At 63.4% G+C, this 26,498-nt stretch carries 22 protein-coding genes; 14 read left to right on the top strand and 8 right to left on the bottom strand.

The annotated features are described in order from the left end of the window. Positions 1 to 313: 313 nt before the first annotated feature. From ACVOLS_RS18040 to ACVOLS_RS18065, 6 genes are all read right to left on the bottom strand, one after another. Positions 314 to 1,159 carry an ABC transporter permease subunit gene (locus ACVOLS_RS18040; protein WP_296253173.1) on the bottom strand — a complete coding sequence of 282 codons (846 nt, stop codon included), beginning with the start codon at positions 1,157 to 1,159 and terminating at the stop codon, positions 314 to 316. Continuing rightward, positions 1,156 to 2,082, bottom strand: coding sequence for an ABC transporter permease subunit (locus ACVOLS_RS18045; protein WP_481546780.1), 927 nt, complete (start codon positions 2,080 to 2,082; stop codon positions 1,156 to 1,158). Before ACVOLS_RS18045 ends, ACVOLS_RS18040 begins: the two co-directional genes overlap by 4 nt. After that, positions 2,079 to 3,209, bottom strand: coding sequence for an ABC transporter ATP-binding protein (locus tag ACVOLS_RS18050; RefSeq protein WP_282272468.1), 1,131 nt, complete (start codon positions 3,207 to 3,209; stop codon positions 2,079 to 2,081). The genes ACVOLS_RS18045 and ACVOLS_RS18050 overlap by 4 nt, the downstream gene beginning before the upstream one ends. Positions 3,210 to 3,722: 513 nt before the next feature. Beyond that, positions 3,723 to 4,847 (bottom strand): polyamine ABC transporter substrate-binding protein, encoded by a 1,125-nt coding sequence (locus ACVOLS_RS18055; RefSeq protein ID WP_481546781.1) that lies wholly within the window; start codon positions 4,845 to 4,847, stop codon positions 3,723 to 3,725. 218 nt (positions 4,848 to 5,065) lie between these two features. Beyond that, entirely contained in the window at positions 5,066 to 6,460 is a 1,395-nt protein-coding gene (locus ACVOLS_RS18060; protein WP_481509002.1) for a glutamine synthetase family protein, read from the bottom strand. Beyond that, on the bottom strand, positions 6,457 to 7,221 hold the full coding sequence (locus tag ACVOLS_RS18065; protein WP_481546782.1) for a gamma-glutamyl-gamma-aminobutyrate hydrolase family protein: 765 nt from the start codon (positions 7,219 to 7,221) through the stop codon (positions 6,457 to 6,459). The genes ACVOLS_RS18060 and ACVOLS_RS18065 overlap by 4 nt, the downstream gene beginning before the upstream one ends. A 168-nt stretch (positions 7,222 to 7,389) precedes the next feature. Here ACVOLS_RS18065 and ACVOLS_RS18070 point away from each other — a divergent pair, with 168 nt between their 5' ends. The 3 genes from ACVOLS_RS18070 (at position 7,390) to ACVOLS_RS18080 (ending at position 10,728) form a co-directional block, all read left to right on the top strand. Then, complete coding sequence (locus ACVOLS_RS18070) at positions 7,390 to 8,682, top strand: NAD(P)/FAD-dependent oxidoreductase (RefSeq protein ID WP_481546783.1); 1,293 nt, start codon at positions 7,390 to 7,392, stop codon at positions 8,680 to 8,682. A 134-nt stretch (positions 8,683 to 8,816) separates the two neighbouring features. Continuing rightward, positions 8,817 to 10,145: a GGDEF domain-containing response regulator gene (locus ACVOLS_RS18075; protein WP_481546784.1), complete on the top strand. Its 1,329-nt coding sequence runs from the start codon at positions 8,817 to 8,819 to the stop codon at positions 10,143 to 10,145. A 121-nt stretch (positions 10,146 to 10,266) separates the two neighbouring features. Further along, positions 10,267 to 10,728 (top strand): bacteriohemerythrin, encoded by a 462-nt coding sequence (locus ACVOLS_RS18080; RefSeq protein ID WP_481546785.1) that lies wholly within the window; start codon positions 10,267 to 10,269, stop codon positions 10,726 to 10,728. Positions 10,729 to 10,865: 137 nt separating this feature from the next. Here ACVOLS_RS18080 and ACVOLS_RS18085 read toward each other — a convergent pair whose 3' ends face one another. After that, positions 10,866 to 12,170, bottom strand: a complete 1,305-nt coding sequence (locus tag ACVOLS_RS18085) for an MFS transporter (RefSeq protein ID WP_481546786.1) — start codon at positions 12,168 to 12,170, stop codon at positions 10,866 to 10,868. Positions 12,171 to 12,335: 165 nt separating this feature from the next. Here ACVOLS_RS18085 and ACVOLS_RS18090 point away from each other — a divergent pair, with 165 nt between their 5' ends. The 3 genes from ACVOLS_RS18090 (at position 12,336) to ACVOLS_RS18100 (ending at position 15,926) form a co-directional block, all read left to right on the top strand. Continuing rightward, entirely contained in the window at positions 12,336 to 12,965 is a 630-nt protein-coding gene (locus ACVOLS_RS18090; RefSeq protein WP_481546787.1) for a hypothetical protein, read from the top strand. A 131-nt stretch (positions 12,966 to 13,096) separates the two neighbouring features. After that, on the top strand, positions 13,097 to 15,064 hold the full coding sequence (locus ACVOLS_RS18095; RefSeq protein WP_481546788.1) for an oleate hydratase: 1,968 nt from the start codon (positions 13,097 to 13,099) through the stop codon (positions 15,062 to 15,064). A gap of 427 nt (positions 15,065 to 15,491) precedes the next feature. Further along, positions 15,492 to 15,926, top strand: a complete 435-nt coding sequence (locus ACVOLS_RS18100; RefSeq protein ID WP_481546789.1) for a PepSY domain-containing protein — start codon at positions 15,492 to 15,494, stop codon at positions 15,924 to 15,926. 202 nt (positions 15,927 to 16,128) lie between these two features. On the opposite strand, the gene ACVOLS_RS18105 is transcribed toward ACVOLS_RS18100, so the two are convergent. Continuing rightward, complete coding sequence (locus tag ACVOLS_RS18105; RefSeq protein ID WP_481546790.1) at positions 16,129 to 17,631, bottom strand: aldehyde dehydrogenase; 1,503 nt, start codon at positions 17,629 to 17,631, stop codon at positions 16,129 to 16,131. A 156-nt stretch (positions 17,632 to 17,787) separates the two neighbouring features. Between ACVOLS_RS18105 and ACVOLS_RS18110 the strand changes: the two genes are divergently transcribed. The 8 genes from ACVOLS_RS18110 to ACVOLS_RS18145 all read left to right on the top strand — a co-directional run bounded on the left by ACVOLS_RS18110 (position 17,788) and on the right by ACVOLS_RS18145 (position 26,261). After that, entirely contained in the window at positions 17,788 to 18,669 is an 882-nt protein-coding gene (locus ACVOLS_RS18110) for a ParB N-terminal domain-containing protein (RefSeq protein ID WP_481546791.1), read from the top strand. Between the two features lie 51 nt (positions 18,670 to 18,720). After that, a complete protein-coding gene (locus tag ACVOLS_RS18115; RefSeq protein WP_481546792.1) occupies positions 18,721 to 19,365 on the top strand; it encodes a DUF5671 domain-containing protein in 645 nt (214 codons plus the stop codon). After that, positions 19,362 to 19,790, top strand: a complete 429-nt coding sequence (locus ACVOLS_RS18120) for a hypothetical protein (RefSeq protein ID WP_481546793.1) — start codon at positions 19,362 to 19,364, stop codon at positions 19,788 to 19,790. The genes ACVOLS_RS18115 and ACVOLS_RS18120 overlap by 4 nt, the downstream gene beginning before the upstream one ends. Before the next feature lie 3 nt (positions 19,791 to 19,793). Further along, positions 19,794 to 21,080 (top strand): DUF445 domain-containing protein, encoded by a 1,287-nt coding sequence (locus ACVOLS_RS18125; protein ID WP_481546794.1) that lies wholly within the window; start codon positions 19,794 to 19,796, stop codon positions 21,078 to 21,080. A gap of 563 nt (positions 21,081 to 21,643) precedes the next feature. Further along, a complete protein-coding gene (locus ACVOLS_RS18130) occupies positions 21,644 to 23,878 on the top strand; it encodes a TonB-dependent siderophore receptor (protein ID WP_481546795.1) in 2,235 nt (744 codons plus the stop codon). 108 nt (positions 23,879 to 23,986) lie between these two features. Continuing rightward, positions 23,987 to 24,313, top strand: coding sequence for a DUF3649 domain-containing protein (locus ACVOLS_RS18135; RefSeq protein ID WP_481546796.1), 327 nt, complete (start codon positions 23,987 to 23,989; stop codon positions 24,311 to 24,313). Further along, positions 24,310 to 25,932: a PepSY-associated TM helix domain-containing protein gene (locus ACVOLS_RS18140; RefSeq protein WP_481546797.1), complete on the top strand. Its 1,623-nt coding sequence runs from the start codon at positions 24,310 to 24,312 to the stop codon at positions 25,930 to 25,932. The genes ACVOLS_RS18135 and ACVOLS_RS18140 overlap by 4 nt, the downstream gene beginning before the upstream one ends. Continuing rightward, positions 25,929 to 26,261, top strand: a complete 333-nt coding sequence (locus ACVOLS_RS18145; RefSeq protein WP_481546798.1) for a DUF3325 domain-containing protein — start codon at positions 25,929 to 25,931, stop codon at positions 26,259 to 26,261. The genes ACVOLS_RS18140 and ACVOLS_RS18145 overlap by 4 nt, the downstream gene beginning before the upstream one ends. The last annotated feature ends 237 nt before the right edge of the window (positions 26,262 to 26,498 follow it).

Raw genomic sequence — 26,498 nt, forward strand, 5'->3', positions numbered from 1 at the left:
CCGCCCGTGCGGGCTTGCCTCGCCCCCCCGTGGGGGCGGGGGGTGGACACCAATCCCGCTCGGGGGGCGGCGTGGGGCCCGCCGAAGCCGGTGGCCCTTCAAATCGCCGCCATGTGGGTGATTTCAATGCTGCCAGCTTCGCGGCTGACGCCGCTCCCACAATTGGTGATGGATTGCCGGTGAAGCCACTGCCGAGCATGGCTCGGCACTACATTGGCATTGCTGGTGAAGCCCCTGCCGAGCATGGTTCGGCACTACGCTGGCATTGCTGGTGAAGCCGCTGCCGAGCATGGCTCGGCACTACATTTGAGCCTCAGCCGTTTTCCTGTAGCGCCAGCTGCATGTCGCGCTGGCGTCGCTTGTCGGCGCGGGCCGAGATCCACCAACCCAGCACCGCCACGGTCGATACCGCCAGCACCATCAGCGTAGCCAGGGCGTTGATCTTCGGGCTCACGCCCATGCGCACCGAGGCGAAGATCTTCATCGGCAAGGTGGTCGAGCTGGGGCCGGCGACGAAACTGGCGATCACCACGTCATCCAGCGACAAGGTGAACGCCAGCAGCCAGCCGGAGAGCAGCGCCGGGGCGATGATCGGCAAGGTGATCAGGAAGAACACCTTCAACCGGTTCGCGCCCAGGTCCATCGCCGCTTCCTCCAGCGAACGATCCAGCTCCTGCAGGCGCGAGGACACCACCACCGTCACGAAGGAAATGGTGAAGGTCACGTGCGCGATCCAGATTGCCACCACGCCTTTGGACGGCAGGCCAAACAGGCCACCCATCGACACCAGCATCAGCAGGATAGACAGGCCGATGATCACTTCCGGCATCACCAGCGGCGCGGTCACCAAGGCACCGAAGATGGTCTTGCTGGGGAAACGCTTGAAACGCGTCATCGCCATCGCCGCCATGGTGCCGATCACCATTGATGCGGAGGCGGTCCAGAACGCGATCTTGATGCTGATCCAGGCTGCCTGCAGCAGCTGACGGTCGCGGAACAGCTCGCCATACCACTGCGTGGAGAAGCCCGCCCATACCGTCGCCAGCCGCGAGGAGTTGAACGAGTACACCATCAACAACAGGATTGGCAGGTACAGGAAGGCAAAGCCGAGCAGCAGGATGCTCCAACCCAACCAGGAACTACGCCGGGTCATGCTCATGCCAGCTTCCCTTCCAGCTCACGCTGCTGCGAACGGTTGAAGATGATGATGGGGATCAGCAGCAGGATCAGCATCACGATCGCCACCGCCGAGGCCAACGGCCAGTCGCGGTTGTTGAAGAACTCGCCCCACAGCACCCGGCCGATCATCAAGGTATCCGGGCCACCGAGCATTTCCGGGATGACGAACTCACCCACCGCGGGAATCATCACCAGCATGCAGCCAGCGATGATGCCGCTGCGCGACAGCGGCAGGGTAATGCGCAGGACAGCCTGCCAGGGCTTGGCGCCAAGATCGTAGGCCGCTTCCAGCAAGCGGTTGTCGAGTTTGACCAGGTTGGCGTACAGCGGCAGCACCATGAACGGCAGGTAGCAGTAGACGATGCCGACGTAGGCCGCGAACGGGGTGTAGAGCATGCGCAGCGGCTCGTCGATCACACCGATGCTCATCAAGGTTCGATTGATCAGACCATTGCTGTCGAGGATGCCGATCCAGGCATAGACGCGGATCAGGAAGGACGTCCACGACGGCAGCACCACCAGCATCATCGCGATGTTGCGCGCCGACGGCGACATGCGCGAGATCACGTAGGCCATCGGGTAGCCGATCAACAAGGTCAGCAGCGTGGAGATCACCGCGATCTTGATCGAGCTCAGGTAGGCCACTATGTACTGGCTGTCGGTGAACAGCGCGGTGTAATTGCCCAGGTTGAGATTGACCGTGAACGCGCTGTCCACGTATTCCACGATGGAGGTGTACGGCGGCATCGCCACCGCCATCTTGGCGAAGGATATCTTCAGCACGATCAGGAACGGGATCGCGAAGAACAGCAGCAGCCACAGGTAAGGCACGCCGATTACACCCGCGCGTGCACCCGGCAGCCACCGCCGCCAACCGCTGGTGAGTGGACTGGTCGCGCTCATGAGGTCAGCACCACGCCGTCGTTGTCGTCCCAGGACACCCAGACTTCGTCGTTCCAGGTGATGCCGTCACTGTCCCAGCGCTTCATGTTGGCGAAGTTGGACAGAATCTTGGCGCCGCTGGGCAGGCGTACGTGGTAGACCGAATGGCTGCCGAAATAGGCGATGTCCTCGACCACGCCAAACGCCTTGTTGGTGTCACCTTCCGGCTCTTCCTTGGCGATATGCACCTTCTCCGGGCGCAGCGCGAAGGCCACCGGCTGGCCTTCGTAACCGGTGATGCCGTGGCCGACGTAGATCGGCGCAGGGAAGTCGGCGGTGCGCACGGTGACGTATTCGGGCAGATCCTCGTCGATCACGCCTTCGAAGGAATTCACCGAGCCGATGAAGCCGGCGACGAAGCGGTTGGCCGGCTGCTCGTAGATATCGTCCGGCTTGCCGATCTGCTGGATCCAGCCCTGGTCCATCACCGCGATGCGGGTGGCCATGGTCATGGCTTCTTCCTGGTCATGGGTGACCATCACGCAGGTCACGCCAAGCTGCTCGATGATGTTGACCAGCTCCAGCTGCATCTTCGAGCGCAGCTTCTTGTCCAGCGCGCCCATCGGTTCGTCCAGCAACAGCAGCTTGGGGCTCTTTGCCAGCGAGCGGGCCAGCGCCACACGCTGCTGCTGGCCGCCGGACAGCTGGTGCGGCTTGCGCTTGCCCAGCTTCTGCAGCTGCACCAGCTCCAGCATCTCGCCAACACGGCGGGCGATGGCGTCCTTGGCCATGCCGTCCTGCTTCAGGCCGAAGGCGATGTTCTGCTCCACCGTCATATGCGGGAACAGCGCATAGGACTGGAACATCATGTTGATCGGCCGCTCGTACGGCGGCAGCGCAGTGATTGGCTGGCCGTCGAGCAGGATCGTGCCCTTGGTCGGGGTTTCAAAGCCGGCCAGGCAACGCAACAGGGTGGATTTTCCGCTGCCCGAACCGCCCAGCAGGGCGAAGATCTCGCCCTTGCGCACGTCCAGGTTGACGTCATCGACGGCGACGAAGCCATCGAATTCCTTGCGCAGATCACGGATGGACAAGTAGCCGGGCTCGCTGTTCAAAGCGATGGCCTCTGGCTTGGCGTCAACGGGCATGTAGGGCTCCGGAAGCAGGCAGATGAACAAACGCGCGTAGTGTAGCCCCCCGTTTTTGCTGGCGACACCGCCGCCTATGGCGGTTGGCGTGCCCCACCCCTTTGGCGCAGCCAAGGGGGTGGTTGGGAGGGGGTGGCTTTTGCTCCGGCTCGTAGATCCGCAGCGGCAGGAGCCAGAGCTGCAAAGCCCCCCTCCCCAACCCTCCCCTTGGCTGCGCCAAAGGGAGGGAGCCAAGCCGAAGCCTGCTGGCGCCACTGTAGTGCCGAGCCATGCTCGGCAGGGGCATTACACGCAGCACGTCCAGTACGGCGTCAGCCGCGAAGCTGGCAATGCCCGAAGAGCCCAAAATGCTTACCCATCCCCAGCCCTCCCCTTGGCTACGCCAAAGGGAGGGAGACAAGCCCTGCCTCGCCATCTCCACTGGCAACCGGCAGCGCGCGAACGCCACAAACAACAACGCCTCCCTGCAGGAGGGAGACGTTGCAAAGATTCAGACGCCAAACCTGTCTGAAATCAACGACCGGTCTTAACCTCGGTCCACAGACGGGTGTACAGCTTGTCTGTCTCCGGGGTGTTGATCGCATAGGTGAACATCTTGGCGGCCACATCTTCAGCCGGGTAGATGGTCTTGTCGTCGCGGATGGCCGGGTCAACCAGCGAGGTCGCCGACTTCACCGGGTTGGCGTAGTGGGTCACGTTGGTGTTCTTGGCCGCTACCTCCGGCTCCAGCAGGTAGTTGATGAAGGCATAGGCATTGCCCGGGTGCTTGGCGTCTTTGGGGATGGCCAGCATGTCGAACCACTGCGGTGCGCCTTCCTTCGGGATGGAGTACGCCACTTCAACGCCGTTCTTGGCCTCTTCGGCACGGTCGCGGGCCTGGATGATGTCGCCCGACCAGCCCACAACCAGGCAGGTGCTGCCATTGGCCAGCGAACCCACATACTGCGAGGAGTGGAAGTTCTGCACGTACGGACGGATCGACTTGAGCAGGTCAGCCGCCTTCTGCAGCACGGCCGGGTCGGCGCTGTGCGGGTCTTCGCCGAGGTAATGCAGGGCCACCGGGATCATGTCGGCCGGGGTATCCAGCAGGGTCACGCCGCAGTCCTTCATCTTGGCGATGTTTTCCGGCTTGAACACCAGGTCCCAACTGTTCGCGATATCGGCGCTGCCACCGAAACGCTCTTTCAGCTTGGCCACGTTGTAGCCGATGCCGGTGCTACCCATCATGTACGGCACGCCGTACTGGTTGCCCGGGTCCTGGCCGGCGATGCGCTGCATCACCGCCGGGTCGAGGTTGGCCAGGTTCGGGATCTTGCTCTTGTCCAGCGGCAGGAACACACCGGCCTGGATCTGGCGGCCGAAGAAGTTCAGCGTCGGCACCACGATGTCGTAGCCGCTGTCGCCGGTCAGCAACTTGGTCTCGACCATTTCATCGCTGTCGAACACATCGTAGGTGACCTTGATGCTGGTCGACTTCTCGAAGTTCGGGATGGTGTCTTCGGCAATGTAGTCCGAATAGTTATAGACATTGAGGACCTTGGCCTCGCCGCCCTCAGCGGGCTTGGCGCCGGTTTCCTTGCCGCCGCAGGCAGCAAGCAGGGAAATGGCGACACCAACGGTCAAAATGCGCAGATTCATGGGTTCTCCAGTGTGATCCGGGAGCGGTATGGGGGACCGGCCAAGCCGGGAAGTGGGAATATTCTCCCATCTGCGACGGCTTCGTGTGTAGAAGATGGGTGTAAGGCTTGTGGGAGCGGCGTGAGCCGCGAAGCCACTGCAGCAACAGCCAGAGCAGGGCTTACCCCTCCCCAACCCTCCCCTTTGCTGCGCAAAAGGGAGGAAGACAAGCCTCGCGGTCAAACGTTCAGCAGCAGGAACTCGCGCTCCCAGGAGCTGATCACGCGGAAGAATGTCTCGTATTCCTTGCGTTTGACCGAGACATAGGCGCGGCAGAAACGCCGCCCCAGCAACTCCTGCAGAGCTTCGCAGCCCTCCAACGCATCCAGCGACTCGCCCAGCGAGCGCGGCAGTTCGTAGCCCAGCTCCTTGGCGTTGCCGCTGATCGGGGTGGTCGGCGTCAGCTTTTCACGGATGCCCAGCAGGCCACAGGCCAAAGTCGCGGCCATCGCCAGATAGGGATTGGCGTCTGAGCCGGCAAAGCGGCTCTCCACGCGGTTGTTCTCCAGGCTGTCCATCGGCACGCGCAAGCCGCAGGTGCGGTTGTCAAAGCCCCACTCCACATTGCTCGGCGATACCTCGCCAAACACCAGCCGGCGATAGGAGTTCACGTTCGGGGCAAAGAAGCCCATCGCCGCCGGCACATACTTCTGCAGGCCGGCCAGATAGTTGTCGAACGTCTCGCTGTACTCACCTTCGGCGTGACCGGCAAAAACATTACGACCATCGGCAATACGCACCAGGCTCTGGTGGATGTGCATGGCACTGCCGGGCTCAGTCTCCATGGGCTTGGCCAGGAAGGTGGCATAGATGCCATGGCGCAGCGCTGCCTCGCGCATGGTGCGCTTGAACAGGAACACCTGGTCGGCGAGCGACATCGCGTCGGAATGGGTGAAATTGACCTCCAGCTGCGCGGCACCGGATTCATGGATCAAGGTGTCCACGTCCAGCTTCATCGCATCGCAGTAGTCGTACATCAGATCGAGGATGGGATCGAATTCATTGACCGCATCGATCGAATACGACTGCCGCGCGGTCTCCGGGCGACCGGAACGCCCGGCGGGCGGCAGCAGCGGGAAATCCGGGTCGGTGTTCTTCTGCACCAGGAAGAACTCCACTTCCGGCGCCACCACCGGCTTCAGTCCAAGCTCCTCGTACGCAGCCAGTACCCGCCGCAAGACATTGCGCGGTGCCAGTTCATGCGGCTGGCCGCTCTTGGTATAGCAGTCGTGGATGATCTGCGCGGTCGGATCAGTCGCCCACGGCACCATTCGCACGGTGTCCGGGTCCGGCCGCAGGATCATGTCCGCGTCGGCCGGTGAGGTCAGTTCGTAGTAGTCGTCCGGGTAGTCGCCGGTGACCGTGGTGGCAAAGATGCCTTCGGGCAGGCGGGTGCCGTAATCGTGCGAGAACTTGTCGGCCGGGATGATCTTGCCGCGCGCGTTGCCGGTGATATCCGGCACCAGGCATTCGACCTCGGTGATATGCCGTTCCTTGAGCCAGCGCAGCAGCAGGCTTTCTTCCTGTACGGCGGTTGCGGTTTTACGGCTGCGGGTGCGGGGGCGCGACGTCATGGGGAACCAACTTTTTTGTGTAACCGATAGCGGCGACAGGCCTCGCCGAAGGCTTGGAAAATGCCCAGATAGAACGGATTTTCGGTAACCCGCCACTCCGGATGAAACTGCAGGCCGAGCAGGAACGAGGGGCCCGTGCCACGAAACGCTTCGATCAGCCCATCTGGCGCGCGGGCTTCGACCTGCAGCCCCTCGCCCAGCCGGGCAACACCTTGCCCGTGCACCGAATTGACCATTACCTCGCTGCCACCGGCAATGCCTGCAAGCAAGCCGACCGGACTCAGGATCAAGCCATGCGCAGGCCCATATTGCACCTCCAACGATGACGCTGGGTTTTCACGGTGATCCGCCAGCCCGGGCACTTCATGCACTTTCGGATGCAGGCTGCCACCAAAGGCGACATTGACCTCCTGGAAACCACGACAGATCGCCAGTATCGGCATGCCCAGCGCCAGTGCCTGCGGGATCAGCCCGAACACATTGGCATCGCGTGCCGGATCATGCGGATTGCCGGGCCAGCTGTCACCGCCATGGTAATGGTGTGGCTCGATATTGCTGGTCGCACCCGTCAACAGCAGGCCATCCAGCGTCGCCAACCAGTCCTCGGCCGGCAACGGCGGCTGCAACAACGGCAGCAGCAGTGGCGTGGCCTGCGCACCGTCCACAACGGCGCGCACGTACTTTTCACCAACGACAAGAAACGGATGGGACCCGATCGGTTTGCTGTCGGTAGGCAAGCCGACCAGCGGCAAGCTGGCCATGGGTAACGCTCATGAGACGTGCCAGCACGCTACCCCTGCCCCGCTGTTTAGGCAACCAAGCGCCATCCAGCATTCAAGTAAACCAAGGCAAACTACACGGGTTCTTCACCGGCCTGCGCACGCCACACACGCCGGGGTCGTTACACTTCCCGCCCCTGATTCGGCCTGATGTCCGTGGACGCCGCTGCATCCGTATATCCCCCAAGCTGGTACGCCGCCAGCCAACCCGAACCTCCGCTGCGCGCCCCCCTGCGTGGGCAGACGCGCGCCGACGTGGCCGTGCTCGGCGCCGGCTATACCGGCTTGACCGCCGCGCTGGCCTTGGCCGAAAAAGGCTACAAGGTCACGGTACTGGAAGCCGAGCGTGTCGGCTGGGGCGCCTCCGGCCGCAACGGCGGCCAAGCCATCGTCGGCTACGGCTGCGAGCAGGACACGCTGGAAGTCCTGGTCGGCGACGCAGATGCGCGGCTCCTGTTCGATTTCTCGCGCGACGGCATGCAGATGCTCAAGCAGCGCATCGCCAGGCACGGCATCGACTGCGACTGGCGCGACGGCCATGCCAGCGTTCCCATCCACCCGCGCCAGGAGCGCGCACTGCGCGCCGACATCGAGCGCATGGCACAGCGCTACGACCACCCGCTGGAATGGTGGGACCGCCCGCGCCTGCAGCAGGAACTGGCCAGCGAACGCTATCTCGGCGCGGTTTACGATGCCGCCAGCGGTCACCTGCACCCGCTGGCCTATGCACAGGGCCTGGCCCAGGCCGCCGAAGGCGCCGGTGTCACAATCCATGAGCAATCACCGGTCACCCTACTTGAGCGCGGCCCGCAAGCTGCTTTGATCACCGCTCACGGCCGCGTGGACGCTGATTTCGTCGTATTGGCCGGCAACGCCTGGCTGCAGGGCATCGCACCCGAACTGGAAACCCGGATGATGCCGGTCGGCACCTATATCGGCGCCACCCAGCCGCTGGGCGCGGAACGCGCCAGGGCACTGATCCGCAACGACATGGCCGTGGCCGACGTGAACTGGGCGCTGGACTACTTCCGGCTCAGTCGCGACCACCGCCTGCTGTTCGGCGGCCAGGCCAATTATTCGGCACTTCCCCCACCCGCCCTGCGTGCCAGCATGACCCGGCGCATGCGCCGGGTATTCCCGCAGCTGGCCGATGTGGAGATGGAGTACGTCTGGGGCGGTTACATCGACATCACCCGCAACCGAGCCCCACATTGGGGGCGGATTACCCCGAACGTGTATTTCGCGCAGGGCTTCTCCGGCCACGGCGTGGCCAGCACAGGCCTGGCCGGTGAAGTGCTTGCCGCCGCCATCGCTGGCCAGGCGCAGCGGCTGGACGTGTTCGAGCGCATCCCACACGGTGTATTCCCCGGCGGCAAGGCCTTGCGCATGCCGATGCTGGTGGCGGCGATGTCCTGGTACAAGCTGCGCGATCTGCTGTGGTGAGATGGGGGCTGGAGACGCGGGATCGGGGATGAAGCGGCGGATCACAGCAAGTGAAGGCCGGATCCTTCCCAATCCCGAATCGCGGCTACACAAACAACCTCAAGCTCTTACGCCTGCGGCCGCTATATCTTCCGATGCTCCCTACTCTCGCCACCACTGCCAGCACGCCACAGGCCGCCTTTGACAGTCCGTCGATCGCGCCCCTGCCCCAGCGCATCCTGCTGGTGGAGAACTCGCGCACCTTCACCACGATGCTGCGCGAGGCCATCGAGCAGCGCTTGGAGCTACCGGTCAGTGTCGCCTCCAGCCTGGCCGAGGCCGGTGAACTGCTGGATCGCGAGGACGGCTGGTTCCTGGTACTGACCGGCCTGATACTGGCCGATGGCGACCGCGACCAGGTGGTGCAGTACTTCGTCAATCGCGGGCTGCCGACCATCGTGGTCAGCAGTGTCTACGACGAAGACCTGCGCAAGCGCGTGCTGCAACAGCAGATCATCGATTACGTGTTGAAGAACACGCCAGGCAGCATCGACTACCTGGTCTGGCTGGTGCAGCGCATGGAGCGGAACCGCCGTATCGCCGCCCTGGTGGTGGATGACTCACCGTCGGCCCGCGCCTACGCCTCCGCCCTGCTGTCCATGTACGGCTACCACGTCATCGAAGCCGATGACGGCGCCTCCGCACTGCGTGCCATCGAGGCCGATCCCGCTATCCGACTGGTCATCGTAGACGAGGAAATGCCGGGCATGCAGGGCGTGGAATTGACCCGGCGGCTGCGCGCATTGCGCGCACGCGACAAGGTGGCGGTGATCGGCATCTCCGGCAATTCGGACCCGTCATTGATTCCGCGCTTCCTCAAGAACGGCGCCAACGACTTCCTGCGCAAACCCTTCTCGCGCGAGGAGTTCTTCTGCCGCGTCTCGCAGAACGTGGACCAGTTGGAACTGATCGGCACGCTGCAGGACCTGGCCACTCGCGACTTCCTGACCGGGCTGCCAAACCGCCGCAGCTTCCTGGAGCAGAGTCAGCGCCAGCTCAGTGCTGTCGACAATGGCGGCATGGTCGCCGTGGCCATGGTCGATATCGATCACTTCAAGCACATCAACGACAGCCTTGGCCACGAGGCCGGCGACCAGGCCATCCGCGCAGTCGCCTCGGTATTGCAGGCCAATACCCGTAGCCAGGACATCAGCTCGCGCTTTGGTGGCGAGGAGTTCTGCCTGATGGTTTCCGGCTTGGATGCAACCGCCAGCGCTGCCCATTTCGAGAAAGTGCGGCAATCGGTAGCTGCCTTGCGGCTGCCTTTCGGTGACAACATCCTGAGCATGACGGTGAGCATCGGCGTCTGCCGTATGCCCTTGCACAGTGGCAATCTGCATTCGCTGATCACCGAAGCCGACCGCCAGCTGTACCTGGCCAAGGCTGCTGGTCGCAACCGCGTCTGCAGCGCGGACACACACTGAAATCCACCACGCTGATATCTGAATGAAATCGGTGCCTCGCTGCAGGCATTGATCCAGATCAACGCGCCCGTCCGGCCTGCTCCCTACAGTGCAGCTCAAAGCACACGAGGGAGAAGTGGCGGTGGCACTACTGGTTTGGCAAGACGATCTCAATACGGGTGTCGAGGTCATCGATCATCAGCACATGCGCATCGTGGAGATGCTCAACCACCTTCACGTCGCCCAGAGAAGTCTGGAACAGGTCGCCGTGGCTGAAGTCATCGATGAATTGGTGGACTACACCATGTCGCACTTCGCTTTCGAAGAAGAGCTGATGGAGGAGGCCGGCTACCCGTTCTGTGCCGCGCACAAGCGCGTGCACGAAGTCTTCGGCAAGCGCGTCTCCGAGTACCGCATGCGCTTCCAGGCTGGCGAAGACGTCACCGACGAACTGCGCAACATGCTGTCACGCTGGCTGTTCAACCATATCCGCGGTGACGACAAGGCCTATGCCGAACACGTCAAGCGCCACCTCAATCAGTTCGCCAAGGAACACCAGCAAGGCAGCTGGCTGGGACGTACGCTGAAGCGCCTGTTCCGCTGAATCGCTTTGCAGGAACTGCGTGGCTGCAGACATCCCCCCAGATATCCCCTCCCCGCCGTTCCTGCGTTTTACCGCTGCAGGTACGCCGCAAGGCGCACACATCACCGGTCTTGTGTGGGACCGGCAGTAGTCGCGACTTACGGCGTCCCTGCGGCACCCTGCCGTTGCCAACGACCGATGGCCAGCAAGGCCAACGCCGTTACCAGAGCGGTGATGCACAGGTAGCCGCCAACGGCAGCAATGCCGAATTTCCCGGCCAACCAGGTTGCCGCATAAGGTGCGGGCGCAGCGCCCAGAATGCCGGCCAGATTGAACGACAGCGACGCGCCGGTATAACGCACCTGCACCGGATACAGGCTGGCCAGCATCGTGCCGCAGGGGCCGTAGGTCAGGCCCATCAGGAACAGGCCCAAGGACAGGAACAACAACACCTGCAACGGATGCCCGGCCTGGAACAAGGGCTGGAACAGCAGGCCGAACACGAAGATGCCCAGCGTCGCCCACAACATCGCCTTGACCGTACCACGACGATCGCCATACAGCGCCGCCAATGGAATACCGGCAGCGAAGAACAGGATGCCGACCATCTGCAGCAGCAAGAAGTCCTCGCGTGCATAGCTGAGCACGGATGTGCCATGGCCCAGCGTGAACACCGTCATCAGGTAGAACAGCACGAAGGTGGCGAACGCCGCCAAGGTGCCGGCGACCACCGCGAAACCGTGAGTGACCAGCACCTCGCGCATCGGCAGACGCACGCGCTGGCCGTTATCCAGCGCCTTCTGGAAATCCGGTGTCTCGCGGATGTTCAAACGCACCCACAGGCCGACGATCACCAACAGCGCACTGGCGATGAATGGAACACGCCAGCCCCAGGCCAGGAAGCTGGCGTCATCCAGCACCCGCCCCAGCAGCAGGAAGGTGCCTGCCGACAGCAGGAAGCCAAGCGGCGCGCCCAGCTGCGGGAACATGCCGTACCAGGCACGTTTGCCCGGCGGTGCATTCTCGGTCGCCAGCAACACCGCCCCACCCCATTCACCGCCCAGCCCCAGCCCCTGCCCGAAACGGCACAAGGCCAGCAGCATCGGAGCGATCACACCGATGTCGTCATACGTCGGCAACAGGCCGATCGCGACCGTCGACAGCCCCATGGTCAGCAGCGCCGCCACCAGCGTTGCCTTGCGCCCGATGCGGTCGCCGTAGTGCCCGAATACCGCCGAGCCCACCGGCCGCGCAATGAAAGCCACCGCGAAGGTCGCCAGCGACTGCAGCAGCGCGGCATCGTTGCTGCTTTCCGGGAAAAACAGCTTGGGGAATACCAGTACCGCCGCGGTGGCGTAGATGTAGAAATCGAAGAATTCGATGGTGGTGCCGATCAGGCTGGCCGCCAATACGCGGCGCGGGGAGTTCAGTGGGACGGAGCTGGCGACGGTCGACATGGTCATGACAGGTGGGCAATGGCCGCAGTCTGCCACGCAGCGCCGCGCCGGCCATTATTTGGTTGCAGCCGACACGGTCGCTTGACGACCAGGCCGGATCATCGCCGTTTACCCGGAACCATTGCCATCACTGGCGGTCACAGCATCGGCCCCCGCATGGACGCATCGCCGATGTCGACAACTTCCAGACGTATCCGGCAACCCCTGCCCCACCTGAGCGCGGTGATCGTGGTGATTGCCGTCCACGGCAGCATCGCTTTCTGGCTGCTGCAACCAGAGCCGCTGGCCCGGCCAGATGATGAAGTGCGCATCAGCCTGCGCTGGTTGCCGCGCCCTCCCCTCCCGCCCGTCGCAGCCCAGCCTGCCGCGCCCGTGGCGTCGAACCGCACGCCGACGACCAGCTCGCGCTCCCGGCGTTCGCCGAGCCAGCAACTGCAGCCGGTAGCGCCGCAATCCGCTGCGCCGGCCCAACAGCCCTTGAACCTGACCATTTCCGATGCCGCCGTTGGCGGCACTGCGGTGACCGCCGATACCTTCGCCCCGCAGGCATTCCGGCGCCTCAACGAAGACCCTGCCTTCCAGCACAGGCCGCGCTACTTCCGCCTGAAGCCGCAGATGAGCCCACGGCAGATGATCCAGGGCGTGGCCAGCTATCTCGGTTTCTGGCCGCCAGGCTACGAAATAGACCCCTGCAGCCTGAGCCGAAGCGACGTGAACTACTTCCAGAACGCGGTGAACGAGCGCGACCGCGACGCCCTGCGCAGCGCGCTGCTGCAGGAAAGCGCCCACTGCCGCCGCTGAAACCAACCTTGCTCACGCACGATCACAGCCGGCTGCGCCCACGATTTACGGATATGTAACCCATCCGAGCCAAACGCTGTTTAGGCTCGGAAGGTTCGTTGTGCACTCCCCCCCCCCGCTTGGAGAATCTCATGACTGAATCCAGCCCGCGTTTTGAGCACGAAGCCGACGCCACCGCCCGCTACTGGCATAACACGCCCCTCAACACGCTGCCGCCACCGGACATGGTCGGCAACTACCAGCGTTTCAAACCACTACCCACCGAGGGCATCCAGACACGCAAGGCATGGATCGTCGGTGGTGGCATCGCCGGCATGGCGGCGGCGTTCTACCTGATCCGCGACGGCCATATGCCGGGTGAGAACATCACCATCATCGAAGGCGCCGGCATCGAGGGCGGCTCGCTGGATGGCGCCGGCAATCCCGAGGACGGCTATATCGTCCGCGGCGGCCGCGAGATGAACTGGAACTACGACAATCTCTGGGACATGTTCCAGGACGTGCCGGCGCTGGAGCTGCCGGAAGGCTTCAGCGTGCTCGACGAATACCGGCTGGCCAACGACGCCGACCCGAACTGGTCGAAGTCGCGGCTGATGCACAAGCAGGGCCAGGTGCTGCCCGACTTCACCCGCTTCGGCCTGAACCGCAAGCAGCAATGGGAAGTGGTCAGCCTGCTGCTCAAGCGCAAGGACCAGCTCGATGACCTGACCATCGAGGATCATTTCAGCGAAGGCTTCCTGGCCAGCAATTTCTGGTTCCTGTTCCGCTCGATGTTCGCCTTCGAGAACTGGCACAGCCTGCTGGAGATGAAGCTCTACATGCATCGCTTCCTCGATGCCATCGACGGCTTCGGCGATATGTCCACGCTGGTGTTCCCCAAGTTCAACCAGTACGACACCTTCGTCACGCCGCTGATCAAGCTGCTGCGCGAGAAAGGCGTGCAGGTGAAGCTCGGCACCCAGGTGCTGGACATGGACTTCGATGTACAGGGTGAACAGCGCACCGTCACCGCGCTGCATACACGCAGCAATGAAGGCGAAGGCCGCCTCGCCGTCGACCCGCGCGACCTGGTCATTGCGCTGACCGGCTCGATGACAGAAGACACCGCCTACGGCGATCTGGACACGGTGCCGGTGTTGAAGAAGCGCCACGGCGGCCCGGCCGAAGGCAGCAGCTGGGGCCTGTGGCGAAACCTTGCAAAGCACTCGCCGGTATTCGGCAAGCCTGACAAGTTCTGCGGTGACATCGATCGCTCGATGTGGGAGTCGGCCACGCTCACCTGCAAGCCATCGCCGCTGGTCGACAAGCTGCGCGAGCTCTCGGTCAACGACCCGACATCGGGCCGCACCGCCACCGGCGGCATCATCACCTTCACCGATTCCAACTGGGTATTGAGCGTCACCATCAACCGCCAACCGCATTTCCCCGGCCAGCCCAAGGACACGGTGGTGATGTGGGTTTACGCGCTGTTGATGGACCAGCCCGGCAACTTCATCAAGAAGACCATGCCGGAGTGCAGCGGGCGCGAGATCGTAGCCGAGCTGTGCCACCACCTGGGTATCTCCGACCAGCTCAACGCCATCATTCCGCACACCAAGGTGCGATTGGCGTTGATGCCGTACATCACCGCCCAGTTCATGCCACGCGCAGCAGGTGACCGCCCGCATGTAGTGCCAGCCGGCAGCACCAATCTGGCACTGGTTGGCCAGTTCGTGGAGACCGCCAACGACGTGGTGTTCACCATGGAAAGCTCAGTTCGCACTGCCCGCATCGCGGTCTACAGCCTGCTCGACCTCCCGAAACAGGTTCCCGATCTCAGCCCGACCCAGTACGACATCCGCAATCTGCTCAAGGGTGCGCGCGCGTTGAACAACGGCGAGCCCTTCATCGGCGAACGGCTGTTGCACAAGTTCCTCGGCGACACCTACTTCGCCCACATACTGCCGCCGCTGCCCAGCAACGAAGGCGAGTCCACCCGCCGCGAGCGGCTTGAAGCGGAGTTGGCTGGACTCAAGGACAAGGGCGGCGCGGTACTGCAGGGATTCGCGCAGTGGCTGGATCGTTTTGCGGGCCAGTTGCGCAAGCGCGGCGACGATTAAACACTGACAGAACGTTGCCGGACACATGGGTGTCCGGCAGCGGCTGCAAACGCCGACGAAGCCTTGTAGGAGCGGCGTAAGCCGCGAAGCATGCATCGCATCAGAAGCAAGCATCACCGCGATCAGATGGCGTATTGGCTTCGCGACTGACGTCGCTCCTACACAAGCCTGAGCACTGCCTGTTCACGGGAAGGCCCTTGCCGAGCATGGCTCGGCACTACGATTGCCTGTTGTTGCGCGCTGGCCCAAGCATCGTCCGCTCACGTGTTGAACACTCTTCAAACACTTTTTTGCCATCGCTTGCACATCGGTTAACCGCATCCGATTGGCGCGCGTTGAATCCGCGACACTTCACGGGTCGATACAGGTTGGCGACGTTAGGGTTGATCCCGCGCCAGGAGCGCGATGAACCCGAAGGAGCAGACCAATGAACAACCGACCGCTACGTACCGCCTTGATTGCAGCCGCACTGACATTGGCCGGCAGCGGCATCGCCCAGGCCCAGGATGCATTGACCGCGCCGCAGGTGCGCGCGCACCTGGAGTCGCAGGGCTACACCGACATCAAGGACGTCAAGTTCGAGGACGGCATGTGGGAAGCGGACGCGACAAGTGCCGATGGCAAGAAGGTCGACGTGAAGCTTGATCCACGCAATGGCACTGTTTACCCGGACAAGGCCGTGTCGCAGTTGGGCGAGGCGGATATCCGCGCGCAGCTTTCCAGCGCCGGCTATACCGGCGTCAGCGATGTAAAGCTGGATGACGGCATGTGGAAGGCCAAGGGCAGGGCCTCCAGCGGCGAGAAGGTTGAGGTACGACTGGATCCGGCAACTGGTGCAGTGGTTGCACAGGAAAAGGAGTAACAAAAACCCCTGCCCTTGGCTTACGCCAAAGGGAGGGAGCAAGGCTGCATGCATCGCCCCTCCCCTTTGGCGCAGCCAAGGGGGAGGTTGGGAGGGGGTAGCTTTTGCTGTTGCTTGTGGAGCTTCAAGCGCAACAACCGAAGATCAACAGCCAACCCCTCCCCAACCCTCCCCCTTGGCTGCGCCAAAGGGAGGGGGCGAATCAGCCTTCGAGATTTATCCAGGTCGCCTTCATCTCGGTGTACTTGTCGAAAGCGTGCAAGGACTTGTCGCGACCGTTGCCCGACTGCTTGTATCCACCGAACGGCGCAGTCATGTCGCCACCATCCCAATAATTCACCCACACACTGCCCGCACGCAGACCGCGAGCAACCCGATGCGCACGCGAGACATCGCGCGTCCACACACCCGCAGCCAAGCCGTACTCGGTGTCGTTGGCAAGCTGCAGTGCCTGCTGTTCACCATCGAACGCAATCACCGACAACACCGGCCCGAATATCTCTTCGCGCGCGATGCTCTGCTGTGGGCTCACTTCATCGAACACCGTGGGTTCGATGTAGCAACCGCCTGCAACGACTTCAGCACGCTTACCGCCCAGCAACAAACGCGCGCCTTCCTCGGTGCCCTTCCCCACATAGCCAAGCACGCGCTGGGTCTGCGCTTCATCCACCATCGCGCCCATCGCTGCCTTCGGCTCGAACGGATGTGCGGGCTGCATGTGTCGGCCATGCTCGATGACCTTGGCCACGAACGCATCCTTGATCGAGCGCTCCACCAACAGGCGCGATCCTGCCGTGCATACCTCGCCCTGGTTGTAGAAGATCGCGCTCGCCGCTGCCTCAGCTGCTTTGTCCAGATCATGCGCATCGGCAAACACGATGTTCGGGCTCTTGCCGCCGCACTCCATGTAAGCGCGTTTCATGTTCGACAGGCCGGCACATTGCAGCAAGCGCTTGCCGACCGCAGTGGAGCCGGTGAACACCAATCCGTCCACATCCATGTGCAGCGCCAGCGGCTCGCCCGCGCCCTTGCCATTGCCAGGCACAACGTTGAAAACGCCGTCCGGAATGCCGGCCTCGCTCACCAACTCTGCAAAGCGCAGCGCGCTCAGCGGCGATTTCTCGGAGGGCTTCAGCACCACCGAATTACCGGCCGCCAATGCCGGCGCTACTTTCCACGCCGCCATCAGCAGCGGGAAATTCCACGGCACGATCGCACCGACAACGCCCAGTGGCTCGCGGGTGATCAAGCCCAGCTCGTTGGCGCCAGTCGGTGCTACTTCGCCGTAGAGCTTGTCCACCGCCTCCGCCGTCCACTGGATGCAGCGGACCACACCACCGATATCGACCCGCCGCGCCTGCGCCACCGGCTTGCCCATATCCAGGGTTTCCAGCACGGCCAGCTCATCGGCGTGCGCCTCCACCAGGGCTGCCAGCTTCAGCAATACCTGCTTGCGCTTGGCCGGCTTCAACCCGGCCCAATGCGCGGCAGTGAAACTGCGTCGCGCTGCCGCTACAGCATGATCGATGTCGATCTGGCCGCCATCAGCAATCTGCCCCAGCACACGCCCGTCAATCGGGCTGACGCAGTCAAACGTGGCCCCTGATGCGGCATCTACGTACTGGCCATTTATGAACGCGCGGGTGCGCAGTGACAGACTGTCGGCAAGCGTCTGCCACTGCTCACGGATCTGGGGACTGTTCATGTGGTTCTTCCCGGTGACGAAGGCTTTGCTACTGGGCGTCATGGTACGCCGGCCAGCGTAGGGCACCGACACGGACCTGCTATTTTCGACAAATACAAGGGTTGGCCGTGGCCCTTGCTGGCTTCACAATGCCGCTCCACGTTTCTGGCAGCGCTCATGGACATCATCGTCAACGAAGAACTCAAGGCCTATATCGATCCGCTCACGCAGGACGAGCACGACGCGCTGGAGCGCAGTCTGCTGGCAGAGGGCTGCCGCGACGCGCTGGTGCTGTGGGGCGATGTACTGATCGACGGCCACAACCGTTACGGCATCTGCTCCAAGCACGGGATCCCGTTCAACACCGTGCAGAATACCCGCTTCAAGTCGATGGACGACGTTCATCTGTGGATGATCGAGCAGCACCTGGGCCGCCGCAGCGTGTCCGACTACCAGCGCGGCGTGCTCGCCCTGCGCAAGCGCGACATCCTCGAAACCCGCCGCCGCAGCGAGCAGGAGCAGCTGCGCCGTGAGAGCGAAGGTGAGGCAGCGCCCAGCACTGCCGCCGACAACGACAGCCCGCCGTGGGACCCGGCACCCAAGCTGTCCAAGGCCGATCTGGCCCGTGAAGCCAAGCTCAGCCCCAGCCAGGTGACGATGATCGAGAAGATCCACGACCACGCCACCGCCGAGGTGATCGAGGCGATGCGGGTGGGCGCGATCTCGCTCAGCGCGGCAGCCACTGTGGCCAGCCTGCCTGAGGACGAGCAGCGCGCAGCGGCGCGTGGCGGCAAGGACGAGTTGAAGCAGGCTGCCAAGCGCGTACGTGACGCCAAGCGCAAGCCCAAGGCTGCGCGCGACGACGCCGATGACGAATCGCAGCCGCTGAGCATGGCCGAAGCCGACGGCCTTGATGGCAGCAACGACAGCGCCGAGTTGCAGGCCCTGCGTCAGCGCGTCACCTCGCTCACCGCCGAGAACCAGGCCTTGCGCATGGAACTGGACGCACTGCGCGCGCGCATGCTGGCCGCACAGGTCGAAGAACCCATCGACGCTTGATTGCGCTGAGCCGGCACCCTAGGCTGCGGTCATCCACGCAAGGAGCATGTGATGGCCTCGGCCTCTCCCGAACTTGAAACCTTTGTCCGCGACGCCTTGATACGCGGACACAGCCGTCAGCAGGTCAGCAGCGCATTGCTTGCCGCTGGTTGGAGCGAACAGCAGATCAGTGGCGTACTCGATGGCTGGGCCGAAGTGGATTTCCCGCTGCCGGTGCCACGTCCACGTGCCTCGCTGTCGGCACGCGAAGCCTTCGCCTATCTGGTGCTGTTCAGCACGCTGTATTTCTTCGCCTGGAATCTGGGCAGCCTGCTGTTCCAGCTGATCCAGTACGCCCTGCCCGATCCGACTGATCCGGACTGGCAGCTGATGCGGTTGAGTGGCGGCATCCGCTGGGCGATCTCGGCGCTAGTGATCGCCTTCCCGGTGTTCGTCTTCGCCGCCCACCGCGTCAGTCGCGACGTGGACAGGCATCCGATCAAACGGCTCTCGCCCGTGCGCCGCTGGTTGACCTATCTGACCCTGTTCGTGGCCGCCACCGTGTTGATCGGCGACCTCACCGCGCTGGTATTCAACCTGCTCGGTGGCGACCTCAGCCTGCGCTTCGTGCTCAAGGTGTTGGTGGTTGGCGTCATCGCTGGCACCGTGTTCGGTTACTACCTGTGGGACCTGCGCCAAGAGGAGGTCGAGTCATGAGCCGCACTGCTTGGGGCACCCGCGTACTCTGGGCGACCGGCATCGTCACTGCAGTCGCAATTGCAGCCGGCGTCTGGGTCATCGATTCACCGTCGCAGCAGCGGCTAAAGCGACTCGACGACGCGCGGGTATCGCATCTGCGCACACTGGAAATCGCGGCCGGCAACTACTGGCGCGAGAACGACGCGTTGCCGCCCAACATCCTCGCCCTCGCCGCGCAACCCGGCATGATCCTGACCTACAAGGACCCTGCCGGCGGGCCGGACTACCGCTACCGGACCTTGGACGCCACCCATTACGAGTTGTGTGCGCAGTTCGACACCAGCACTGCGGACGGTCCCCAACGCGGCAATGCCGGCGAGTGGGCACACCCTGCCGGCAACCATTGCTTCCGCCGGGCGGTGAGCGCAAAGGAGAGCGAGTAAGCCGTGGCCCCGCAGGACGATCCGCGCCGCGCGCAGTTGCGCCGCCTCAAGCTGTACGCGGTAGCGATGCTGCTGGCGATGCTGGCTGGCTTCATCATCAGCCACATCAACGGCGAACGCGGCATCTGGGCCTGGGTTGGCGCGTTCTGTGAGGCGGCCACGGTAGGCGCCTTGGCCGACTGGTTTGCGGTCGTGGCTTTGTTCCGTCGACCGTTGAACCTGCCGATCCCGCATACGGCCATCATTCCGCGCAACAAGGAACGCATCGCTGACAGCCTGGCGGTGTTCGTCCGCGATCACTTCCTGGAGCCGGAAGCACTGTTGGCCAAGCTGAAAGTGTTCGATCCAGCCACCCGTCTGGGCGAATGGCTGGCGCAACCGGCGCAGGCCAAAATGCTGGCCGGCATGGCACGCGGCTGGGCCGTGCAGGCACTGGACCTGCTCGACGAAGCCGCCGTACGTCGTTCCATCCAGGGCTTTGTGGTGGCGCAGCTGCGGCAGTGGAATGCCGCAGGAACCGCGGGCGAGCTGCTGGGCCTGCTGACTGCCGACAACCGCCATCAGCGCGTGCTCGATGAAGGCCTCACCCGCGTCGCCCACTGGCTGGACAACGACAAGGTGCGGCAACAGGCCTCGGCCCTGATCGTGCGCTACATCCGCAAGGAGTGGCCGAAGCTGGCCAGCACCGTGGACTGGGTCAAGCCCATCGACGAAATCGGCGACTCATTGGCCGACAGGCTGGCGCGCGCAGGGCTGGAAGAACTGCAGGCCATCCTCTCGCAGCCGGAGCATCCGCTGCGCCAGGACTACGCTGCATGGATCGCCGATTACATCCGTCGGCTCCGTGAAGATCCCGCCTTGGCCGCGAAAGTGGACGCGTTGAAGCAGCAGGTGATCGATCACCCGGCGGTGCAGGAATACGTACAGGGACTGTGGCAGCGCGTGCACGACTACCTGCGCACGGATCTGTCGCGCGAAGACTCGGTGCTGGCCGGTCATCTGGAGCGCAGCCTTGGCAAGCTGGGCACCAGCATCGGCAACGATCCGGCCCTGCGCGATGCCTTGAACCAGCACATGCTGGCCGGCGCGGAAAAGCTGACCAATCGCCTGCGCAGCGGCGTCACCAGCCATATCGCCCAAACCGTGAAGGCATGGGATGAAAAGAAACTGGTCGAACAGCTGGAGCTCAGCGTCGGCCGCGACCTGCAGTACATCCGCTACAACGGCACCTTGGTAGGCGGCCTGATCGGCCTGTTGTTGCATGCACTGACCGGCTGGCTGAAGTTCTGATCCAGCCACGATGGGGCGGGCAACGCTTGTGGGAGCGGCGTAAGCCGCGAAGCTGGCACCGCATGAGGCCGATGTAGGTCCTGCAATCCGCACAAACCAAGCGCTTTTCCGGATCGCAATCGAAGCAGTGATTTGACGGCTCGTGAGCTTCGCGGCTTACGCCGCTCCCACAAGCAATCTGTGGCCGCTTTTTTGGCGCTTGCCACGAGGCACAAGTCGATCCACGGAAGCACCATGAGAGCACTTTCTTTGCGAAAAACATCGCACTGCAGAAAGTTCAACAGTTTCAAAAGACAATTTAGCTTGCCCTCACAAATAAGAATGGTTATCGTTACTAACTAGGCCGTACGCCCAGCCCCTCGCGGCAGCGATGCACCGCATCCACCCGCCAAGCCCCGTGTACCCCCGATAGATACCAAGCCGCGCGACGCCAATGAGCGAACGCGCAGCGCATGCGGGCAGCACGCGGGAAACCTCTTCCGGCACCTCACACGCCAGTCGTGTGGCGGCGCCGTGGGCACTCCTCTGTTGGCCGCTCCACTTTCGCCACTCAGGAAACGCCGATGCATCGCCCCCGTGCAACCACTCCGCTTTCGCTTTCACTGCTATCGACCGCTCTGGCCATCGCACTCGCTGGCAATCCCACTTCTGCGCGCGCAGAAGCACCGGCCGACAACGCAACCACGCTGGATGCAGTGAAGGTCGTCGCCGAAGGCGAGCTACCCAACTCCTATACCGTCAAGCACGCAAAGACCGCGACCAAGCTGGACCTGTCACTGCGTCAAACGCCGCAGTCGGTGACGGTCATCACCCGTCAGCGCCTGGACGACATGGGCCTGTTCTCTCTGTCCGATGTGATGGGCCAGGTCACCGGTGTGCATGTCTCGGTCACCGACAGCGAGCGCATCAACTATGTCTCGCGCGGCTACAACATCACCAACTTCCAGGTCGATGGCATGCTCAACACCTTCGGTGGGTCGATCAAGACCAATACCGACAACGTGATCTATGAGCGTATCGAAGTAGTACGTGGCGCTACCGGCCTGACCACCGGCGCGGGCGATCCGTCCGGCACCATCAGCTTCGTGCGCAAGCGCCCCACCGACACCGTGCAGATGGGCGCCAACCTGACGCTCGGTCGCTGGGGCAACCAGCGCATGGAATTCGACATCGGCGGCCCGGTGGCCTGGGACGGCCGCATCCGCGCCCGCGCGGTCGCGGCCAAGCAACAGAGCGACTCGTTCCGTGATGTCTACAAGCTCGACAAGAACGTCTTCTACGGCATCATCCAGGCTGACGTCACCGACAGCACCCTGCTTGAGCTCGGCTATGAGTACCAGTCACCGGAGACTTCCGGCGTAACCTGGGGCGTGGTGCCTTATTGGGGTGTGGACGGCAAGCCTGCCAACCTGCCGCGCTCGACCAACATGTCAGCGTCGTGGAGCCAGTGGCCCATCGTCGAGAAGACCAGCTTTGCCCGCATCGAGCAGCAGCTCGGTGCCGGCTGGGCATTGAAGGGCAGCTTCACCCACGCGGACCGTGAAACCGATGGCAGCGTCTGGTACGGCGCCAATGGCTTCCCGCGCCCGGATGGCACCGGCGTCACCGCCTACCTGTCGCATTTCGCCGAACAGAGCACGATGGATGTGTTCGACGTGAACGTTGGCGGCAACTTCAAACTGTTCGGCCGCGAGCACGAACTGGTGTTCGGTCTGGGAGAGTCCCTGCGCAAGGGCGAGTCCCCATCCATCACCATCCCCGCCTATTCCAGTGATTACGCGCAGGTGCCGGATTGGCGTAACTGGACCGGCAACATCCCCGAACTGCCGATCGTGCGCAACGGCTACCTGGGTTCGGAAAACGAACTGAAGCAGCGTGCCGCCTATGTCGCCGCCCGCCTGCAGCTGGCCGATCCGCTGCTGGCCGTCGCCGGTGCCCGTTACAGCACCTGGCAAACCAAGACCTGGCGCTACACCTACGACACCGCCGGCAACCGCACCGGCACTACCCGCGGCGGCTACAAGCCGGAGAACACGCTTACCCCTTACCTCGGCCTGATCTACGACATCAACAAGTACTTCAGCGCCTACGCCAGCTATACCGACATCTTCCAGCCACAGGAATACCGCGACAAGAACAACAACTACCTGGAGCCTGTGGTCGGCGACATGTGGGAAGCCGGCGTCAAGGCGGAATTCTTCGACGGCCTGCTCAACACCTCGGCTGCCGTATTCAAGGGCGTCAAGGACAACGTCGCCGAGCCGGATGACAGCGTCCTGCCGGGCTCACTGCCAAATGGGGAATCCGCTTGGCGTTCCACCGGCAAGGGCAACAAGGTCAAGGGTTGGGAAGTGGAAGCACAGGGCAGCCTGGGTGAGCACTGGAACCTGTCGGCCGGCTTCGCCCATACCACCAGCTACAGCCAGGAAGGCGTGCGCCAGAACACCACCACCCCGGTGGATACGTTCCGCCTCAACACCAGCTGGCGCCCGGGCGGTGTCGAAGGTCGATTCTGGCTGGGCGGCGGTGCCACCTGGCAAAGCGAAATCTGGCGCAACAGCAGCAAGCCTGCGGCCGACTACCTGACCAGTGGCCGCACCGTAAGCGCGCGCATCACCCAGGAGTCGTTCTACCTGCTCAACCTGTCTGCGGGCTACCGCTTCAACGAGAACTTCAGCGCCCAGCTCAACGTCAACAACCTGCTGGACAAGGAGTACTTCAGCAACGTGGGCTTCTACAACGGCGTGTACTGGGGTGAGCCACGCAATGTGCTGCTGACCCTGCGCTGGAAGCTCTGATCCCTCCAGGGAACCACTGCCAGGCAGTGGCGGCCAGGGACGGCCGACTTATTCCACGCCACCGGCTTTGCCGGTGGCGTCCGTATTGATCCGACTTTGCAGGTTCCCGTGGACAGCACGCCTCTCGCCAGCCCCTGGTACACCCGTCTTGGCAGTTTCTTCGCACGCCCTTGGTTGGGCGTGTTGTCGCGCTCGCTCGCCGCCATCATCGGCGGCTACGCGCTGGCCGCCACGTGCTCGATGTTCTTCGCCGTGGCCTTGCCCATCGCCCGCAGCCAGGCGGTATTGACCGGCATGCTGGTCGCCATCGTGCTGTGCGCCTGCGCCGCATTGTGGGCATTCGCCACCCGCAGCGCGCTGCGTGCATGGGTCGGCATCCTGATCCCGACCGCGCTGTTGTGGTTGGGCACCCAGTGGTTGGGAGCTGCCGCATGAAGAACGGATTCCGCCAATCGATGGCGTGGCTGCATACCTGGACTGGCCTGCTGGTAGGTTGGCTGCTGCTGCTGATCTTCATGGCTGGCACGGCCAGCTATTACCGCGAGGAAATCAGCCGTTGGATGCGGCCTGAATTGCCGCGCAGCATGGTCAGTGCCGACGATGCCGCCAGCCGCGCGCTCAGCTTCCTGCAGCACAAGGCGCCGCAGGCCGAGAGCTGGAGCGTCACCCTCCCCGATACCCGCAATCCGGCGATGCGCATGTTCTGGCGCAACCCCGAATCGATGGTCAAGCCACCGGTCGAAGGCGAGAAGCGCAGGCGTCGTGGCGGCGGTCGCTTCGGTGATGCCACCGTCGATCCCAACTCCGGCAATGAAGTCACCGCGCGCGAAACCCGCGGCGGCGACTTCTTCTATCGCGTGCATTTCGACCTGCACTACATCCCGGTGATCTGGGCGCGCTACATCGTTGGCTTCTGTGCGATGTTCATGCTGGTAGCGATCATTACAGGCGTCATCACCCACAAGAAGATCTTCAAGGACTTCTTCACCTTCCGTCCGCAGAAAGGCCTGCGTTCGTGGCTGGATTTCCACAACGTGAGCGCGGTGATGGCGCTGCCGTATCACGCGATGATCACCTACACCGGCATCGTCACCTTGATGTTCCTGTACCTGCCCTGGGGCGTGAAATCGGCCTATCCGAATGACGAGGATGCGTTCTTCAGCGAGGCCTTCGCGCGCATGGCCGAAGTCGAATCACCGGGCCAAGGCACGGCGGTGCCCGTGCCGATCCAGCAACTGATGGATAGCGCGCGCAAACAGTGGAATGGCGCCGACATCGGTGGCTTCACCGTGTACCGTCCCGGCGCGGCGAATGCAGTGGTCGACATCCAGCAGCGCGACGGAAAGCGCCTGTCGATAGACACGCCGTCGCTGCGCTATGACGCAGTCAGTGGTGAACTACTGGAGGCAAGCCCGAATGCCGGTGGTGCAACGCAGACCCGTGGCGTGATGTACGGGCTGCATCTGGCACGCTTCGCCGACTGGGGTTTGCGTGCGCTGTTCTTCGTGTCGGGTTTGATCGGCTGCCTGATGGTGGCCAGCGGTGTGGTGCTATGGGCGGTGAAGGAGCGGCCCAAACATGCCAAGTCCGGCAAGACCGGTTTTGGCCTGCGCTTGGTCGATGCCTTGAACATCGGCGCCGTCGCCGGTCTGCCAATAGCCTTCGCCGCCTACTTCTGGGGCAACCGTTTGCTCCCAGTGCAGTTGGCAGAGCGCAGCGACGCCGAGGTCAATGTGTTCTTCTATGCATGGGCAGCATCGCTGCTGGCGGCCTTCATCTGGCCAAAGCGGATCATGTGGGCCTGGCAGCTGTATGTGGGCGCGGCATTGTTCGCGTTGATACCCCTGCTCAATGCCTTCACCACGCAGGCGCATCTTGGCGCGACCATTGCATCGGGTGACTGGGTGTTGGCGAGCTTCGACCTGACCATGATCGCCTTCGGCGCGATGTTGGCGTACTGCGGCTGGCGCATGCAGCATTGGCAGCCGCCGTTGAGTGCCGCCGAGAAGAAGCGCCGGCAACAGGCTAGTGTCGCGGCGGAGGCAAGCGCATGATGCTGCTTGCCTTGGGTTTGTCGTTCGCAGCGTTCGCTGCCTTGTCATTGGCGATGGAGAAGCATCAGCTGGAGCTGCACGGCAAGGCCGGCGCCAGTGCCGCGCGCATGCGGCTGTGGCGCTGGCTGGGTTGGAGTCTGCTGACGGCTGTGTTCGCTCTGTGCGTGTGGCGCCATGGCTGGGCGCTGGGGCCTGTCTGGTGGCTGGGTGCGATGACCTTCGCGGGTCTGCTGTTGGCGTTCGGCCTCTACCCGTACCGACCGCGCTGGATCGCGCCGTTGGCATGGGGGTTACCGGTAGCGGGGCTTGCAGCAGCAACCCTGCTGTAGAGCCGAGCCATGCTCGGCTGGGGCGTTACCAGCCAAATCAAAAAGCCCCCCTCCCCAACCCTCTCCTTCGCTATGCGAAAGGGAGGGAGCAGAAGCGGTAGAGCCGAGCCATGCTCGGCTGGGGCGTTACCTGTAGTGGGGGGGGGGGGGGGGGGGGGGGGGGGGGGGGGGGGGGGCGGGGGGGGGGGGGGGCGGGGGGGGGGGGGGGGGGGGGCGGGCGGGGGGGGGGGGGGGGGG

This window comes from Stenotrophomonas sp. STEN038 (assembly GCF_056759895.1).

What these genes read in the sequence shown, in the direction of transcription:
- ACVOLS_RS18040 (WP_296253173.1), bottom strand. Translation starts at nt 1,159, where the DNA reads ATGAGCATGACCCGGCGTAGTTCCTGGTTGGGTTGGAGCATCCTGCTG.
- ACVOLS_RS18045 (WP_481546780.1), bottom strand. Translation starts at nt 2,082, where the DNA reads ATGAGCGCGACCAGTCCACTCACCAGCGGTTGGCGGCGGTGGCTGCCG.
- ACVOLS_RS18050 (WP_282272468.1), bottom strand. Translation starts at nt 3,209, where the DNA reads ATGCCCGTTGACGCCAAGCCAGAGGCCATCGCTTTGAACAGCGAGCCC.
- ACVOLS_RS18055 (WP_481546781.1), bottom strand. Translation starts at nt 4,847, where the DNA reads ATGAATCTGCGCATTTTGACCGTTGGTGTCGCCATTTCCCTGCTTGCT.
- ACVOLS_RS18060 (WP_481509002.1), bottom strand. Translation starts at nt 6,460, where the DNA reads ATGACGTCGCGCCCCCGCACCCGCAGCCGTAAAACCGCAACCGCCGTA.
- ACVOLS_RS18065 (WP_481546782.1), bottom strand. Translation starts at nt 7,221, where the DNA reads ATGGCCAGCTTGCCGCTGGTCGGCTTGCCTACCGACAGCAAACCGATC.
- ACVOLS_RS18070 (WP_481546783.1), top strand. Translation starts at nt 7,390, where the DNA reads ATGTCCGTGGACGCCGCTGCATCCGTATATCCCCCAAGCTGGTACGCC.
- ACVOLS_RS18075 (WP_481546784.1), top strand. Translation starts at nt 8,817, where the DNA reads ATGCTCCCTACTCTCGCCACCACTGCCAGCACGCCACAGGCCGCCTTT.
- ACVOLS_RS18085 (WP_481546786.1), bottom strand. Translation starts at nt 12,170, where the DNA reads ATGACCATGTCGACCGTCGCCAGCTCCGTCCCACTGAACTCCCCGCGC.
- ACVOLS_RS18090 (WP_481546787.1), top strand. Translation starts at nt 12,336, where the DNA reads ATGTCGACAACTTCCAGACGTATCCGGCAACCCCTGCCCCACCTGAGC.
- ACVOLS_RS18095 (WP_481546788.1), top strand. Translation starts at nt 13,097, where the DNA reads ATGACTGAATCCAGCCCGCGTTTTGAGCACGAAGCCGACGCCACCGCC.
- ACVOLS_RS18100 (WP_481546789.1), top strand. Translation starts at nt 15,492, where the DNA reads ATGAACAACCGACCGCTACGTACCGCCTTGATTGCAGCCGCACTGACA.
- ACVOLS_RS18105 (WP_481546790.1), bottom strand. Translation starts at nt 17,631, where the DNA reads ATGAACAGTCCCCAGATCCGTGAGCAGTGGCAGACGCTTGCCGACAGT.
- ACVOLS_RS18110 (WP_481546791.1), top strand. Translation starts at nt 17,788, where the DNA reads ATGGACATCATCGTCAACGAAGAACTCAAGGCCTATATCGATCCGCTC.
- ACVOLS_RS18115 (WP_481546792.1), top strand. Translation starts at nt 18,721, where the DNA reads ATGGCCTCGGCCTCTCCCGAACTTGAAACCTTTGTCCGCGACGCCTTG.
- ACVOLS_RS18120 (WP_481546793.1), top strand. Translation starts at nt 19,362, where the DNA reads ATGAGCCGCACTGCTTGGGGCACCCGCGTACTCTGGGCGACCGGCATC.
- ACVOLS_RS18130 (WP_481546795.1), top strand. Translation starts at nt 21,644, where the DNA reads ATGCATCGCCCCCGTGCAACCACTCCGCTTTCGCTTTCACTGCTATCG.
- ACVOLS_RS18140 (WP_481546797.1), top strand. Translation starts at nt 24,310, where the DNA reads ATGAAGAACGGATTCCGCCAATCGATGGCGTGGCTGCATACCTGGACT.
- ACVOLS_RS18145 (WP_481546798.1), top strand. Translation starts at nt 25,929, where the DNA reads ATGATGCTGCTTGCCTTGGGTTTGTCGTTCGCAGCGTTCGCTGCCTTG.